This window comes from Bdellovibrionota bacterium, from assembly GCA_035292885.1.
Lineage (GTDB): Bacteria > Bdellovibrionota_G > JALEGL01 > JALEGL01 > DATDPG01 > DATDPG01.
The window spans coordinates 19,007-33,484 of record DATDPG010000055.1; the positions used below are offsets into that span (position 1 = coordinate 19,007).

The 14,478-nt window shown below is 55.9% G+C and carries 14 protein-coding genes; 9 read left to right on the plus strand and 5 right to left on the minus strand.

The window, feature by feature from the left end; translation table 11 throughout:
• Positions 1–23 precede the first annotated feature (23 nt).
• On the plus strand, positions 24–1,124 hold the full coding sequence (gene ddlA / locus VI895_04620; protein ID HLG19085.1) for a D-alanine--D-alanine ligase: 1,101 nt from the start codon (positions 24–26) through the stop codon (positions 1,122–1,124).
• On the opposite strand, the gene VI895_04625 is transcribed toward ddlA, so the two are convergent.
• Both VI895_04625 and VI895_04630 read right to left on the minus strand, forming a co-directional pair.
• Entirely contained in the window at positions 1,105–1,878 is a 774-nt protein-coding gene (locus VI895_04625; protein HLG19086.1) for a polyprenol monophosphomannose synthase, read from the minus strand. The two genes, ddlA and VI895_04625, sit on opposite strands and share 20 nt — an antisense overlap.
• A 41-nt stretch (positions 1,879–1,919) precedes the next feature.
• Positions 1,920–3,509 (minus strand): tetratricopeptide repeat protein, encoded by a 1,590-nt coding sequence (locus VI895_04630; protein ID HLG19087.1) that lies wholly within the window; start codon positions 3,507–3,509, stop codon positions 1,920–1,922.
• Positions 3,510–3,934: 425 nt separating this feature from the next.
• Here VI895_04630 and ald point away from each other — a divergent pair, with 425 nt between their 5' ends.
• From ald to VI895_04650, 4 genes are all read left to right on the plus strand, one after another.
• On the plus strand, positions 3,935–5,149 hold the full coding sequence (gene ald / locus VI895_04635) for an alanine dehydrogenase (GenBank protein ID HLG19088.1): 1,215 nt from the start codon (positions 3,935–3,937) through the stop codon (positions 5,147–5,149).
• A 29-nt stretch (positions 5,150–5,178) separates the two neighbouring features.
• Positions 5,179–6,312 (plus strand): acyl-CoA dehydrogenase family protein, encoded by a 1,134-nt coding sequence (locus VI895_04640; GenBank protein HLG19089.1) that lies wholly within the window; start codon positions 5,179–5,181, stop codon positions 6,310–6,312.
• Positions 6,309–7,217 (plus strand): hypothetical protein, encoded by a 909-nt coding sequence (locus VI895_04645; GenBank protein HLG19090.1) that lies wholly within the window; start codon positions 6,309–6,311, stop codon positions 7,215–7,217. Before VI895_04640 ends, VI895_04645 begins: the two co-directional genes overlap by 4 nt.
• 80 nt (positions 7,218–7,297) lie before the next feature.
• Complete coding sequence (locus VI895_04650) at positions 7,298–7,819, plus strand: hypothetical protein (protein HLG19091.1); 522 nt, start codon at positions 7,298–7,300, stop codon at positions 7,817–7,819.
• 298 nt (positions 7,820–8,117) lie between these two features.
• On the opposite strand, the gene VI895_04655 is transcribed toward VI895_04650, so the two are convergent.
• From VI895_04655 to VI895_04665, 3 genes are all read right to left on the minus strand, one after another.
• Entirely contained in the window at positions 8,118–8,378 is a 261-nt protein-coding gene (locus VI895_04655; protein HLG19092.1) for a hypothetical protein, read from the minus strand.
• A gap of 380 nt (positions 8,379–8,758) precedes the next feature.
• Positions 8,759–9,268: a methylated-DNA--[protein]-cysteine S-methyltransferase gene (locus VI895_04660; protein HLG19093.1), complete on the minus strand. Its 510-nt coding sequence runs from the start codon at positions 9,266–9,268 to the stop codon at positions 8,759–8,761.
• 16 nt (positions 9,269–9,284) lie between these two features.
• Positions 9,285–10,286: a beta-ketoacyl-ACP synthase III gene (locus tag VI895_04665; protein HLG19094.1), complete on the minus strand. Its 1,002-nt coding sequence runs from the start codon at positions 10,284–10,286 to the stop codon at positions 9,285–9,287.
• A 104-nt stretch (positions 10,287–10,390) separates the two neighbouring features.
• Between VI895_04665 and VI895_04670 the strand changes: the two genes are divergently transcribed.
• The 4 genes from VI895_04670 to VI895_04685 all read left to right on the plus strand — a co-directional run.
• Complete coding sequence (locus VI895_04670) at positions 10,391–10,543, plus strand: hypothetical protein (GenBank protein HLG19095.1); 153 nt, start codon at positions 10,391–10,393, stop codon at positions 10,541–10,543.
• Positions 10,544–10,705: 162 nt separating this feature from the next.
• On the plus strand, positions 10,706–12,706 hold the full coding sequence (locus VI895_04675; GenBank protein ID HLG19096.1) for an aconitase family protein: 2,001 nt from the start codon (positions 10,706–10,708) through the stop codon (positions 12,704–12,706).
• A complete protein-coding gene (locus VI895_04680) occupies positions 12,703–13,911 on the plus strand; it encodes an acetyl-CoA C-acetyltransferase (protein ID HLG19097.1) in 1,209 nt (402 codons plus the stop codon). Before VI895_04675 ends, VI895_04680 begins: the two co-directional genes overlap by 4 nt.
• A 14-nt stretch (positions 13,912–13,925) precedes the next feature.
• Positions 13,926–14,478: 2-isopropylmalate synthase (locus VI895_04685; protein ID HLG19098.1), on the plus strand; the 553-nt coding region annotated here is incomplete at its 3' end.

Here is a 14,478-nt window from a genome sequence, read left to right on the forward strand (position 1 = left end):
CATTTACCGACAAGATGTCGGCCATGTCCCGGAAAATACGCGTGGGTGTGCTCTTCGGCGGCCGTTCGGTGGAGCATGAAGTGTCCCTTCAGTCGGCCAAGAACATCGTCGATGCGCTCGATCGAAAGAAATACGACGTTGTCTTGATCGGCATCGACAAAAGCGGCCGATGGACGCTGAGTCGCTCGGCGAATTTTCTCTTGAATGAAAGCAACCCGAAGCTGATCAAATTGAACAAGGCGGCGGAGAACGTGGCGTTGATCCCAGGCAATCCCACCGAACCCCTGATGACGGTGAAGTCGGCCGATCCGTTGGGACGTCTGGACGTGATTTTCCCGATTCTCCACGGATCCTTTGGTGAGGACGGGACGGTTCAGGGGCTTCTCAAATTGGCGAACATTCCGTTTGTGGGGGCAAGTGTTCTTGGTTCCGCCGTCGGTATGGACAAAGACGTCATGAAGCGGTTGCTCCGAGATGCCGGCATTCCGATCGCAAAATTTGCCGTGTACGGGAGGAGCGAAGCCACGTCCGTTCGATACGGCGACGTGACGAAGAAACTGGGCTCGCCCGTCTTCGTCAAGCCGGCGAATTCCGGTTCGTCCGTGGGGATTCGTAAAGTGAAAGGCGAAAAAGAATGGAAGCCGGCGATCGACGAAGCCCTTCAATTTGACGACAAGGTAATCGTCGAGGAAGCGATCCAGGGGCGGGAAATTGAGGTCGCGGTCTTGGGCAATGAGGATCCAAAGGCCTCCGTTCCCGGGGAGATCATTCCCCGGCATGAGTTTTATTCCTACGAGGCGAAGTACATCGACGAAAATGGGGCCCGGCTCGAAATCCCGGCGAAGCTTCCGGAAGACGTGAAGCGAAAAGTCCAAGGGCTGGCGGTTCAAGCTTTTAAAGTTCTTTGCTGCGAGGGAATGGCGCGCGTCGATTTTTTTGTGAAGGAAAACGGCGAAGTCATTGTGAACGAGATCAACACGATCCCCGGATTTACGAAGATCAGCATGTACCCCAAACTCTGGGAGGCGAGTGGAATATCGTATGCGGAACTTATCGACCGGTTGATCACGCTTGCTTTGGAGCGATTTCAGCGCGAATCCAAACTCAAGACGTCGTACGAGTAGACCCCGTTCGCTGAAGTCCGAGACGCAGGACGAGAGCCAACGTTTCTACGATGGTTCGGACGGACGAAATTTTGCTCTTTCCGGAAACCCGTTCACGGTAGGTAATCGGAACCTCGCTGACACGGAACCCCTGCCGAACAACGCGTGTCGTGGTTTCGAGCTGAAAGGTGTACCCCCCCGAATGAAGTGTGGAAATGTCCAAAGCGAGAAGGGCCTCTCGCCGGTAACATTTAAACCCGCCGGTTAAGTCGTGAAGGGGGAGGCCGATGACCCATCGAGCATAAATGTTCGCGCACCGGCTCAAGAGCTGTCGGTACGCGGACCATCCGACGATTTTTCCGTCTGGAATGTATCTCGAACCGAGGACGAGGTCGCTGGAATCGGAAGCCTCCAACAGGCGATGTAGATCCTCCGGCGAGTGGGAAAAATCGGCGTCCATCTGAACGATTTTCGAATAGCCCTGTTCGAGGGCCCAAACCATGGCGTGGCGGTACGCGTTTCCGAGACCCTGTTTTTCGGGTCGCCGCAAAAGATGCAGTCGAAGTTTTTCGGCGGCGGGCATCCGACTCTGTTCCGCTTCTACGAGTTCTCCCGTTCCGTCCGGGGATTGATCGTCGACCACCAGGACGTGGAGGTCGGCTGGGTGCGCCAACAGGGCCCGAACCAGCGGCAAGATATTTTCCGCTTCATTGTATGTCGGTACGACGACAAGAATTCCTGGATTCGCCATGTAAGAACGTTGGGATTGAGCCAAGAACGTAACATCGAACGATCGAGAGGAGTACTTCTTCTAACCTACCGGCGAGAAGATCGATGCGAACGCCGGACGCTGCTCTTGGTGCTGTTGGTTTTCGACGAGGAGTCGCCGCCGACCGGCGCCGCCGCGACTTGATTGAGTGCGGCCTCGTACATCCCACGCACCTCCGGATAATGGTCTCCGTTCGGGTGTTGAGAGAAGAAGGTCAGAGATTCGTTGATGACGTCCTGGTTCCGTTTTTGTTTCGCCAAGAGCTGAATGAGGGCCAAGCGATTGGTTTCCAGATTTTCCCGGCGGGCGATGGCGCGACGGCGAACGGTTTCAGCGGAGTCGAAGTCCCGGACCTTTTCATAAAGTCTTGCCAGACGGTCCGTATAGGGCGATTTATCCATCGCCAGGGCTTCCGCCCGCTTTAAGTATTCGGCGGCCTTCGCGAATTTGTCCTGCTTCTCAAAAAGTTCAACGAAAGATTCCAAATACGCGGGGTTGGTCGGGTCGGCTTGCAACGCGTGGTCGAAGTGAAGAGTCGCCGCCACGAAATCATTTTGATCCAGCGCGATCTTCGCCAACAACGCGTGGGTATCCGGGTCGCCCGCTTCGGAGGAGAGGCGCTGCTCGAGCAATTCGAGAGCTTTTTTGGGATTTCCCGTTCTCCAGAGGAAGCGAGCTTCGGCTCGCGCAACCAACGCACTCTCGGGCGCAATGGCTTTGGCAAAATTAATGATGCCTTTGGCCTTCCGTAAGTCCTCTCGATCCGAAGTGAGAGTAGCGGTCTCGATCCAGGTTTCGGCCAGGCCGGCAAGAATCTCGGGGTCCTCGGGGCGAATGGCGAGAGCCTTGAGAAACTCGTGGGTGGCGCGCGGAAACAATTCCGGCGTGTTTTGTCGAAGGAGGTCTTTGGCGTTCAATAAAGCGGAGACGAGATGATCCGAAGAGACGGGACCCACGTTTTCGACCAGTTGTTCGACCAACGCGCGACCCTGGTGGATTTGCCAGAGGTGGTACGCCGAAGGAGCCCCCGCAACGGCTGCGGCGACGGCCACCGCTCCGGCCAGACGCTTGAGGAACTTGAAATTGCGGCGGGGCACCGGCCGAGATCGCGACGACGCTTGCATACCGAACCGAGCCTCCGTCCGGGCGAACGGATTTCCGAAGAGATCCGCGGTGCCGGGATAAGATTCGATCCGATACGTGCGGCCGTCGGCCGGGATGATCTGATCTCCGGCTCGAACTTTTCCCTCTTGAATCCATTTACGAACCTCCGAGAAATATTGGAACGTGAATTCCTCTCCGTTGCGGAGGCGAACCCGCCACTGTGCGATAAGGCCATCGAAGAAAGTTTCTTCTCCACCGAGCGGGTCGACGTCTAGACGCGTTTTCCCCCCGCTGTCTGAACTTTGGGAAATCCAGTCGCGCAGGAGATCCGGCGTACTTTGAGAATCGTTCGGTAGCTCCTCCTCGACAATCTCGGTGGGGCTTCCGGCCAGATCGAAGCCGGCATAGTCGCAACCGATCAGTTCGATCACTTCCATGTCGCTTTGGGTTTGAACGGGGCGAAGGGCCACCGGTTCGTGACAGCCTTTGCATCGACTTTCAAACGTAAGAACCGATGCAAGCGATCCGCTCATCGAAAACGGGGTGCCGCAGCGACTGCATTGAAAACGCGAGAAAAATGAACCGCCGGGGCTTTCGGCAGCGACTTGCTCCTTTTGAGGAGACAGAGCACTGCCCGGGCTCGGTTCAGCTTGGGGCTCCTTGGCAGACTCGTCGTCCGGGGGACTCCAGACCATCCCGCTTCAAATGAGCAGTGTCTGTGCCAGTTTTCTGACGCCCCGTGACGTACCTTAACTTAATGATATTATGGACAAATACCACCCAAGTGCAGGTCGTTTCTGCCGAAATCATGCGCATACCGTAACTCTAGTGTCATACGTAAGTGAGCAGAGAACCGGCAAAGTTGCGCACTCCAGTTTTCACTGGGAGGTTTGGTTGCCATCGAGGGTCCTTTTGATTACAAGAGTCTGCCTCGGCAATCCGAACACGGAGGGACGTAGTGATCATCGGTCTACCGAAAGAAATTAAGCCGCAAGAGAATCGGGTGGGTTTGGTTCCCGCGGGCGTTCGCGCTCTCACGGAAGTAGGGGCGCACGTTCTGGTGGAAACCGGAGCCGGGACCGGAAGCGGCATCTCCGACGCGGATTACAGGAAAGTAGGCGGAACCGTGGTCGGTAACGCGGGCGAAATTTGGGGGAAGTCCAACCTCATCATCAAAGTGAAAGAGCCGGTGGCGGATGAGTTCGATTTGATCCGCGAGGAACAGGCCATTTATACCTATCTTCATTTGGCCGTCGCGCCGAAGTTGACGGAACTTCTGCTCCGCAAAAAAGTGACATCGATTGGATACGAGACGATTCAGCGACCGGACGGTTCGTTGCCGCTCCTCAAGCCGATGAGCGAAGTCGCCGGGAAAATGTCCGTTCAGATCGGCGCGACTTACTTGCAGCGCGATCACGGCGGAAAGGGCGTGCTGCTCGGGAGCGTGCCGGGAGTGCGGCGCGGACGGGTTGCGATTATCGGCGCCGGCGTCGTCGGGACGAACGCATGCAAAATAGCGGTCGGAATGGGAGCCGATGTCGTCGTCATCGACGTGGACGTCGATCGTCTGGAATATCTCGACGACATCTTCGGCAACCGGATCACGACGCTGAAATCCAATTCCCTCAACATCGAGGAGTCGGTGGTCCGCACGGATCTTCTCGTGGGGGCGGTGCTGATCGCCGGGGCCAAGGCACCGACGCTGGTCAGCCGGTCGATGGTTTCGCGGATGTCCCCCGGATCGGTGATCGTGGATGTGGCGGTGGATCAGGGGGGGTGCGTCGAGACGTCGAAACCGACGACGCACGATCAGCCGACGTATTTGGTGGACGGTGTGGTTCACTATTGTGTTTCGAATATGCCTGGAGCCGTATCCCATTCGTCGACATTCGCACTGACGAACGCGACGCTGTCGTACGCGAAGAAATTCGCGGAACGGGGAATAGAGACCGCCGTAAATGATGATCCCGTTTTGGCGCTCGGCGTGAATACCTACGGAGGAAAGGTCACGCATCCAGCCGTCGCCCAGGCGCTGGGAATTGAATACGCGCCGCTTTCTTTGGTATTAAAAAGACAGGACAATGGAGGCGGATCGCGGGAGAAGGGCCCCGGATCCGCCGCTCGAGGACAGGGGCGCAAAACCCAGAGCGGACGAAAGGTGGCATCCACGTGAAACCGTTTGAGAGCCTCGATTTTTTGCGAATGGACGAACTCTTCAGCGAGGAGGAGCGAATGGTGCGCGATACCGTGCGCGCTTTCGTTCAGGATAAGGTCCTTCCCATCATCAACCGGCACGCTCGCGAGGGGACATTTCCCAGACAGTTGATTCAGCCGATGGCGGAAATCGGCCTCTTGGGGGCAAACTTGAAAGGGTTCGAATGCGCGGGGATGAACGCCGTGGCCTATGGTTTGGCCATGCAGGAATTGGAACGGGGGGACTCGGGATTACGAAGTTTCGCTTCGGTTCAAGGCGGACTTTGCATGTATCCGATCTACACGTACGGCTCCGAGGCGCAGAAGAACAAATGGCTCCCCAAAATGGCGCGCGGCGAGGTGATCGGTTGCTTCGGATTGACCGAACCGGATTTCGGGTCGAACCCTGCGGGTATGATCACGCGTGCCGAGAAAAAAGGATCCAAGTGGGTGATTCACGGCACGAAGATGTGGATCACGAACGGCACGATCGCGGACATCGCCATCGTCTGGGCCCGGGCGGACGACGGAATCCGAGGATTCATCGTTGAAAAAGGCACTCTCGGATTTACGGCGAACGAAGTGAAGGGAAAGCTTTCGCTTCGCGCTTCGGATACGGCTGAACTTTCATTCGACCGGTGCGAAGTGCCGGAGGAAAACCGATTGCCGGAAGCCAAGGGCCTGAAGGGGCCGCTCGGTTGTCTCACGCAAGCCCGTTTCGGAATCGCCTGGGGGGCGCTGGGCGCGGCGCACGCTTGTTTTTACGAAGCCTTGAGTTACTCGAAGAGCCGGATTCAATTCGACAAACCGATCGCCAGTTTCCAACTCGTCCAGCAAAAACTCGCATGGATGGCGACGGAAATCACGAAAGGCCAGTTGCTGGCGCTGCGGGTGGGACGTTTGAAGGACGAAGGAAAGGTCACGGCGCCGATGGTATCGATGGCCAAGATGAACAATGTCTGGGTCGCCCTCGAAACGGCGCGCAAAAGTCGGGACATCCTCGGCGCGAACGGAATTCTGGACGAGTACTGCGCCATGCGGCACATGGCGAATTTGGAGTCGGTGTATACCTACGAAGGAACACACGATATTCATCAATTGATCATCGGCGAAACGCTGACCGGGATTCCGGCCTATCATTGATCAAAATTCTCTCTTCTCGGGGTCCGTACGATCTTCGTGCCGTCGTCTTCAGCCACGGGTGGGCCGATTTGACTCCCTTTTGTGTCCTGGCGGAGGACGGGACCACGGAAGTCGCGGTGCGCACCAAAAAGACTGTGGCGACCTTGCGGATCTCGCCGGCCGCCGATGGTCTGCGGATCGAAGCGGACGACATCTCGGATGAAGTGATTCAAGCGATTAGGTGGATATTCCGTTTGGACGATGATTTGACGGAGTTTTATACACATACGGCGGGCAATGATCGTCCATGGATCGGAGAGAGAAAAATGGGGCGGCTTCTTCGGAGCCAGACCGTTTTTGAAGATTTAATCAAACTGATCCTGACGACGAACTGCAGTTGGGCGTTTACGCGCTTGATGATCGACCAATTGATGAAGGAATTGGGAGATTCTGCTCCGGATGGATCTCGGGCCTTTCCGACTCCCGCAGCACTCGCCGGCAAAACCGAAAAATTCTTTCGAACTAAAATTCGCGCCGGTTACCGGTCGCCCCACCTTCGGACGATCGGCCGGGCGATCGTGAACGGAAACCTCGATCCCGAGAAATGGCGCGACCCGTCTCTTCCTACGGAAAACCTTCGAAAAGAAATTCTGTCGGTTCCAGGGGCGGGGCCCTATGTAGCGGACAATCTGCTTAAGTTTTTGGGGCGATACGAGTATCTGGGCCTGGACAGTTGGGCGCGCGGGACGCTCAAAAGACAGTGGGGCATGAAAAAAATCCCGTCGGACAAGACGATCGCGCGGCGATACAAACCGCACGGATCGTATCAGGGGCTCGTTCTCTGGTGCGATCTGACGCGCGACTGGCTCGAATCGGAAGATTTCAGTTCGTGGATCCGGACTCCAGCGCAAACAGGCGCCTCTTAAGATGAGCTATCCCATTTCAGCAGATTACTCGGGTGTCGCTTTTTGTTATCCTTCCGAACGCCCGACTTAGAAAGGTTCCATTGCAACTCGTATTAAAAGTACTGACCAAGATGGTAAAGGATGGAGTCATCCAAGATTATGTAATTGGGGGGGCATCGGCCTTACTTTATTTTTCGAAACCAACGTTCACGGAAGACATCGACGTCTTCGTTTATACAACGGCTTCGCCCTCCACATTGATCGACCTGTCTCCGATATATAACTATTTGGTGAAACAGAAAAAGGCTCTGGTTCAAGGTGAACATATTCTTGTGGAAGGTTATCCCGTCCAATTCTTGATTCCGTATGACGATTTAAGTCGAGAAGCTTTTGAAAAGGCGATTACGGTTTCCCTGCATCATTCCCGGTTCAAACTTTTCGATTTGGAATATCTGATGGCAATCATGATTCAACTCGGAAAACCAAAATATTTGGAGCGTCTGCGCATCTTACTCGAAGACAAGACATTTAATGAAAAAAAGCTGCTCTCGATTTTAAGCCGATTCCGTTTGTCTCGGAAATGGGATAAAATGAAAAAAAATCTGATCGTTAACTATGAATAAACATCGATATCCTTCCATGGAAGTGTTCCTGCGACGAATGAAGAGGGATAAAGCTGCGCTGGATGCCACATACAAAACCCTACCCCTTGAAGAGAAATTAAATAGGTTGGTGAAACTTCAGAAAAAAGCCTGGTTTATGGGTAAAATGAAATTTAAACCTTGGCCGATCAAGTAGAATTCATTCGAGCTGTGCAGCTTCTTCGTAGAACCTCGTTCTCTGGTGCGATCTGACGCGCGACCGGCTCGAATCGGAAGATTTCAATTCGTGGATCCGGACTCCAGCGCCAGCAGCCGGGTCTTACGTTGAACCGGCTGCTTTTCGATGTCCTTCTACGGCCGCAGACAATAATTGACGAATCACAGAGGACCGAGAATTTCCCTGGAGTTTTGAAATTTTCTCAATCTCAACAGCTAGCCAAGAAGGAATATCAATGGGAGGGAGTTTGACCATTTTACTCAAACCCTCGGTAACCAAACCTTTGGAGAAGTCGATGGATACTTCCCCCCGCTCGAATGCCTGATCAAAGTCCTCTAGATCTTGCTTGTCTCTCTTCTTCATGTCTCGCTCTCCTCACCGAAATGATGCGAATTTCGCCCGTTCGGATGGTAAAGATTCCCACATAGTATCTGTCTTTGAATTTTCCGATGATCGCATGACGAAGTTCCCCTTTGGAATGCGCAACACCCACGGCCAAGACATTCTTTTTTTCAAAAATCGAATCTTGTGCTTCCTCAAACGAGATCCCATGTTTTTCTTTGTTTTCCGCAGATTTCCTGGGGTCCCATCCATACATAGTCATTTTATATCAATATTATATCAATTCGCAATACTGCCATGAAGGGGAGATCTTCCCTTCTTGGCTGGGTTGTCTCGGGCGCTGGAGTTCTGCAACGGGAGGAGAGCCCAGCGGGGAGTCGTGGGGCTGAAATCGAACGATTTCAGCTCGTGGATCCGGACTCCAGCGCCAGCAGCCGGGTCTTAAGCGGAAGACCGCCACCGTAGCCGACCAGCGAGCCGTCTTTCCCGATCACGCGGTGGCACGGCACCACGATCGGAATCGGGTTCGCGTTGTTGGCGAGGCCCACCGCTCGCGTGGCTTTGGGTTTACCGATCGCTTTGGCCACGTCGTGATACGACCATTGCTTTCCGTAGGGGATGCGCAGCAGCGTTCGCCAGACTTTTTTCTGGAAATCGGTTCCGCGCAGGTCCAGCGGCAGATCGAACGCCTGTCGTTTGCCGGTGAAGTATTCGATGATCTGGCGGCCGGCCTGTTCGATCAGCGGCGTCTGTTTACGAACCAATTCCACGCTGCGGTCTTTTTTCAGCGGACCGAACTCTTTTCGTTCGCTCTTTCCGGGGAGCGTCAAGCGGACGATGGCTTTATCCGTGGCGGCGACAAACGACTTCCCCCACGGTGTGTGAATAATTTCCCAATAGATCGTTTGCATGTGAATTGCTCCTTTCTCAATAAGCCCAACGGACCAGAGCCGCACCCCACGTAAAACCCGCTCCGAAACTCGTGATCAAAACCAATTTTCCCTTTGTCAGCCGGCCGTCGGCGACGGCGGTCGCGAGGCAGGTCGGAATCGTCGCCGAAGTCGTGTTGGCGTACTTGTCGATGGTCACGACGACCTTCTCGTCGGGAAGTCCCAACCGTTTTTGGCACGACTCGATGATTCGTAAATTCGCCTGATGCGCGACAAAAAGATCGATGTCGCGCGGCAGAAAGTTGTTCCGCGCCAAGATTTCTTCCGTCACGTTCGCCATCTCGCATACGGCGAATTTAAAGACCTGCTTTCCCTCCTGGTGAACAAAGTGCATTTTCTTTTCCACGGTCTCCGCCGTCGGAGGCCTGCGGCTGCCTCCCGCAGGCATGTAGAGAAATTCGGCGCCCGTTCCGTCGATATGGCAGACGGTGTCCAGGATGCCCAGCTCCGCCGTTTTTGAGACCGGTTCGAGCATGACCGCGCCCGCGCCGTCTCCGAACAGAACACAGGTGTTCCGGTCCTCAAAATTGGTTATGGAAGTCATGATATCCACGCCGACGACGATGACCTTTTTGTGCTTCCCGCTGCGGATAAACTGGTCTCCCGTGGCCAACGAAAAGACGAAACCGGAGCAGGCCGCCGAGAGATCGAACCCCCAGGCTTTTTTCGCGCCGATCTGTTGCTGAATGAGGCAAGCCGTGGCGGGAAACAACATGTCGGGGGTGACGGTTCCGACGACGATCAGTTCGACTTCTTCCGGCGAAGTGTCGGTTTGCCGAAGGAGCTGCTCGACGGCGCCGACGGCCAAATGGCTGGCGGCCTGACCCTCGTCCACGTAGCGGCGCTCGGAGATTCCCGTGCGTGTGCGGATCCACTCATCCGACGTGTCGACCAACTTTTCGAGGTCCTTGTTGGTGACCACGCGAGAAGGGTGAAACATCGTTACCCCGGTGATTGCGGAGCGCATCGGTCCCGGCATGTTCGGTGCCTTGTAAAGGAAGCGGGGGTTCCTTGCAAGTATGAGAGGCTCTTGATTTCACGCCGTTTTTAACCCTTAGAAAGTACTACTTAACGCTAAAGAGAATGTCGCAGAGCCTTTGGCTCCGCGGGACGCCGTCCGATCGGATTTACGCGCCGATCGGCGGCTCGGCTCTCGGCCGTCTCGTCATAATACCCATGGATGAGACGGCCTCCGAGACGCCCGCGTCACCAAAAGCTCTGTTCCATTCTCTTTGACGAGGACGACCTTTGACTAGCTGGATGCCGGAACGGGGGTAATCGTCGCCAGATGTTTTGAAAAGTGCGCTCGAATGAGGTGATCACAAAAGAAATGAGACTCTTAGAGCAGCCTGTTAGCGTTGACAGGGGATATAGGCGGGCCTTAGTGTTCTGGCCGCCATGATTGCGAGCCTTCTCAAGCGAAAGATCGAAAGGCGGGCCGAGGTCGTGGACCTGAAGGGGCGCGTTCTTCTGCTGGTGGATGATGCCCAGGCCATTCAAAAACAGCTGGCGGGAAAGGATCTGCCCTATTCCAAGGACCTGAAGTTTCGAGACGATATTTCGACCGATGAAATCACGCCGGCGCACCTCTGCTTTTATTTCGACGAAACGCTCGGGGAGGTCCCTTACGTCGGTCTTCGTGCGGGGGGCGAATTTCCGATCAAATGGGGCGACGTCAAGAAAGCCGGATTTGTGGCATCCGCGGCCGGCAAGCGGCGCGGAAAGGGATCGAGCCGCGAACAATCCCCCTATGCCGAAATGTGCGCGGGGATTCGTCTGGTGATCGCGGAAAACATCGAGCGGATCTACAAACAGAACTGTCAAAACCTGGGGCTTTTGACCAGCACGAATTTCGATTTGATCGAAAGAATTCGGTCGGGAGCGAAGATTCCGCTGACCGAATTCATGAAGGACGAAGACCCGATTACGTGCGAAATCATATCGCACGGGGGGTTGTTCAATTTCAATGTAGCGCGACTTCAGGGGAAGGTTGCGATCCCGCCCATTCAGACGAAACAACGGCCCATGACGTTGGGCGAGAAAATCTTTGCTCGGCATATGGTAGCGGATCTTGCTTCGGACAAGGTGGGTGTCTCGGCGGTTCAGCCGGGAGATACCGGTTTCGTTCGGACGGATCTTCGATTCAGTCACGAGTATGTGACGCCGATGGCTTCGATCTTTTTCGAAAAATTGGCGGGAGCTGCGGAGCGGGTGACGGACCCCTCCACGATTCTGTTCTTCCAGGACCATCTCACGTTCATTGACGATGTGATGAGCGAAGAGAAACGAAAGATGGGACTACTCGATCTGGCGCATGGCCTGGGAAAGCGGCAGGAGGAATTTGCTCGCAAGCAGCGTATTCGTTTGCATGGATTAGTCCCCGGGCAAGGCTCGGACGCCATCTGCCACAGCAAGATTTGTGAAAGTTACGCCTTGCCGGGCCAGGTGATCGTGGGCTCGGATTCCCATACACCCCATTCGGGCGCGGTCGGTTGCATCGCCTTCGGGATCGGGACGACGGACGTTTTCAACGCGTGGATTACGAAAGATGTGCGCGTTCGCGTGCCGGAAACCGTGGGCGTCGTCGTGGACGGAAAGCCGAAAGGGAATCTCGCGGCGAAGGATTACATCTTAGCCATTTTGGCGCACCCTTACGTTCGTTCCGGAAGGGCGATCGGAAAGATTATTGAATATACGGGAGATGCGGTGTCGGCGCTCAGCATAGACGAGCGGGCGACGATGACGAACATGGCCGCGGAAATCGGCGGGTTTACGGGCATCGTGGCGCCCGATCGAAAAACGGCGGAATTCTTGGTGGAACGGCGAGGGTTGAACCGGGCCGAAGCGGAGAAACTGTGCGAGTCGTGGCAGGGGGACGAAGGCGCCGTCTATACGGAAACCCTTCGGTTCGACGCTTCGAAGCTTTCGCCGCTGGTCGCGACGCCGGGCGATCCGGGAAATGGAATTTCGGTCACGGATTTGAAAGAGCCGGTAAAGATCGACATCGCTTACGGAGGTTCCTGCACGGCCGGCAAGGCCGCGGATATGGAGATGTACGCCCGCGTTTTGAAGAGTGCGATGGATCGCGGCCAGCACGTTCACCCGAACGTGGAGTTTTTCATTCAGTTCGGTTCCCAAGAGGTGCGCGACTATTGCATCCGGAAGGGCTATCGGGATCTCTTTCTCAAGGCGGGGGCCAAGGTCATCGATCCGTCGTGCGGCGCGTGTATCAACGCAGGTCCAGGCGCCTCGACGCGCAAGGAGCAGATTACGATCTCGGCTCAGAATCGGAATTTCCCCGGCCGCTCCGGTCCCGGACAGGTTTACTTGGCTTCTCCTCTTACAGTTGCCGCCTCCGCGATTAAGGGTTACATCACGGCGTTCGAGGCGGACGGATGAAGGGCATCAATTTACGCGATCGAGAAGTGGTCCTGGTTCATGGCGCTCGGACGCCGCTCGGAACGTTTTGCGGTGCGTTCACGAATATCTCCGCCACGGACCTGGCTGTCGTCGCGTCCAAAGAGGCGATGCGGAGATCGCGCGTTAAACCGGAGGAAATCGACCAAGTCATTTTCGGAAACGTCCTGCAGACCAGCCCCGACGCGGTTTATTGCGCTCGTCACGTGGGACTGAAGGCCGGCGTTCCGAAGGAGATTCCGGCGCTGACGCTCAACCGTTTGTGCGGTTCCGGTTTCCAGGCGATCGTGGCGGCGGCCGAGCAGGTTTTGTTGGGGCGGGCCAAGATCGTCTTGGCCGGCGGGACCGAAAACATGACGCAAGCGCCTCACACGGTTCGCGGCGCCCGGCTCGGTCTCCCGCTCGGAAAATCTTCGATGAATGATTATCTCTGGGAGGCGCTCCTCGATAGTTACAACAACCTGATGATGGCGAACACGGCCGAAAATCTGGCCCGGAAATACAAAATTACACGGGAAGAGGCCGATCAGTTCGCTCTTCGAAGCCAGCAGATGACCAAAGCTGCTCAGGAAGCGGGCCGGCTCGGGGAAGAAATTGTGGCCGTCGAGACGCGCGATAAGAAAGGGAAGCCGGTGGTGGTCGCAAAGGACGAGCACCCGAGATCCGATGCGACGATGGAAGGGCTGGCGAAATTACCGCCGGTATTTGAGAAGAACGGAATCGTCACGGCCGGCAACGCCAGCGGAATTTGCGACGGCGCCGCAGCCCTAGTTGTTATGGCCAAAGACGAAGCGGATAAACGCGGAATTTCATACTTAGGAACGCTGGTCGCTTACGGCGTCAGCGGCTGCGATCCGGACATTATGGGAATTGGCCCGGTCCCCGCGGCGCGAAAGGCCCTCACCGATTTCGGGAAGACACTGGGTGACATAGACCTCATTGAAGTGAACGAGGCGTTCGCTCCTCAGACGATCGCCGTGGAGCGGGAACTCGGTATTGCGCGCGAGAAATTAAACGTCAACGGAGGGGCAATCGCGTTGGGGCACCCGTTAGGTGCCAGCGGTGCCCGGATTACACTCTCGCTTTTGATGGAACTTCGCCGGAGAAAGAAACGATGGGGCCTCGGCTCCGCTTGCATAGGCGGGGGACAGGGGATCGCCGTGATTTTGGAGGCCGCCGGGAAGTAAAGAGGCCGAAAGAAATGGACGAGAAAGAGATCATCTACGACTGGAATCAATTCGTTCAACATCCTCGCCCCCGGCAATCGTTCGTTCTGAACGACGAAACACTGAGAGACGGCCTCCAGTCCCCGTCGATCACCGATCCGACACGCGAAGAGAAAATCCAAATTTTACACCTAATGGAGGCTCTCGGGATTGGAACCGCCGACATCGGCCTGCCCGGCGCGGGACCTCATGTCGCGGAGAGCGTGACGGCGCTCGCGAAGGAAATCGTCTCGGCGAAAATGAAGCTCCGGCCGAACTGCGCGGCGCGGACGATGGTTCAGGATATCCAACCGATCGTCGACATCTCTCAGAAGACCGGGCTCCAGATCGAGGTTATGGCGTTCATCGGGTCGAGTCCGATTCGGGTTTACACGGAAGAGTGGGACGAGCCGGTGATGCTAAAGCTGGTGCGGGACGCGATCTCGTTTGGCGTGAAGAACAATCTGCCGACCTGCTTGGTCACCGAAGATACGGTTCGCGCGCGGCCGGAAATGCTGTCGGCCCTTTACGGCGCCGCGCTGGAGGCGG

Excerpts from the sequence above, each read along its gene's own strand:
- VI895_04660 (HLG19093.1), bottom strand. The coding sequence starts at position 9,268 with ATGCAAACGATCTATTGGGAAATTATTCACACACCGTGGGGGAAGTCG.
- VI895_04630 (HLG19087.1), bottom strand. The coding sequence starts at position 3,509 with ATGAGCGGATCGCTTGCATCGGTTCTTACGTTTGAAAGTCGATGCAAA.
- VI895_04680 (HLG19097.1), top strand. The coding sequence starts at position 12,703 with ATGAAGGGCATCAATTTACGCGATCGAGAAGTGGTCCTGGTTCATGGC.
- VI895_04675 (HLG19096.1), top strand. The coding sequence starts at position 10,706 with ATGATTGCGAGCCTTCTCAAGCGAAAGATCGAAAGGCGGGCCGAGGTC.
- VI895_04655 (HLG19092.1), bottom strand. The coding sequence starts at position 8,378 with ATGAAGAAGAGAGACAAGCAAGATCTAGAGGACTTTGATCAGGCATTC.
- VI895_04665 (HLG19094.1), bottom strand. The coding sequence starts at position 10,286 with ATGCCGGGACCGATGCGCTCCGCAATCACCGGGGTAACGATGTTTCAC.
- VI895_04670 (HLG19095.1), top strand. The coding sequence starts at position 10,391 with ATGTCGCAGAGCCTTTGGCTCCGCGGGACGCCGTCCGATCGGATTTAC.
- ddlA (HLG19085.1), top strand. The coding sequence starts at position 24 with ATGTCCCGGAAAATACGCGTGGGTGTGCTCTTCGGCGGCCGTTCGGTG.
- VI895_04640 (HLG19089.1), top strand. The coding sequence starts at position 5,179 with ATGGACGAACTCTTCAGCGAGGAGGAGCGAATGGTGCGCGATACCGTG.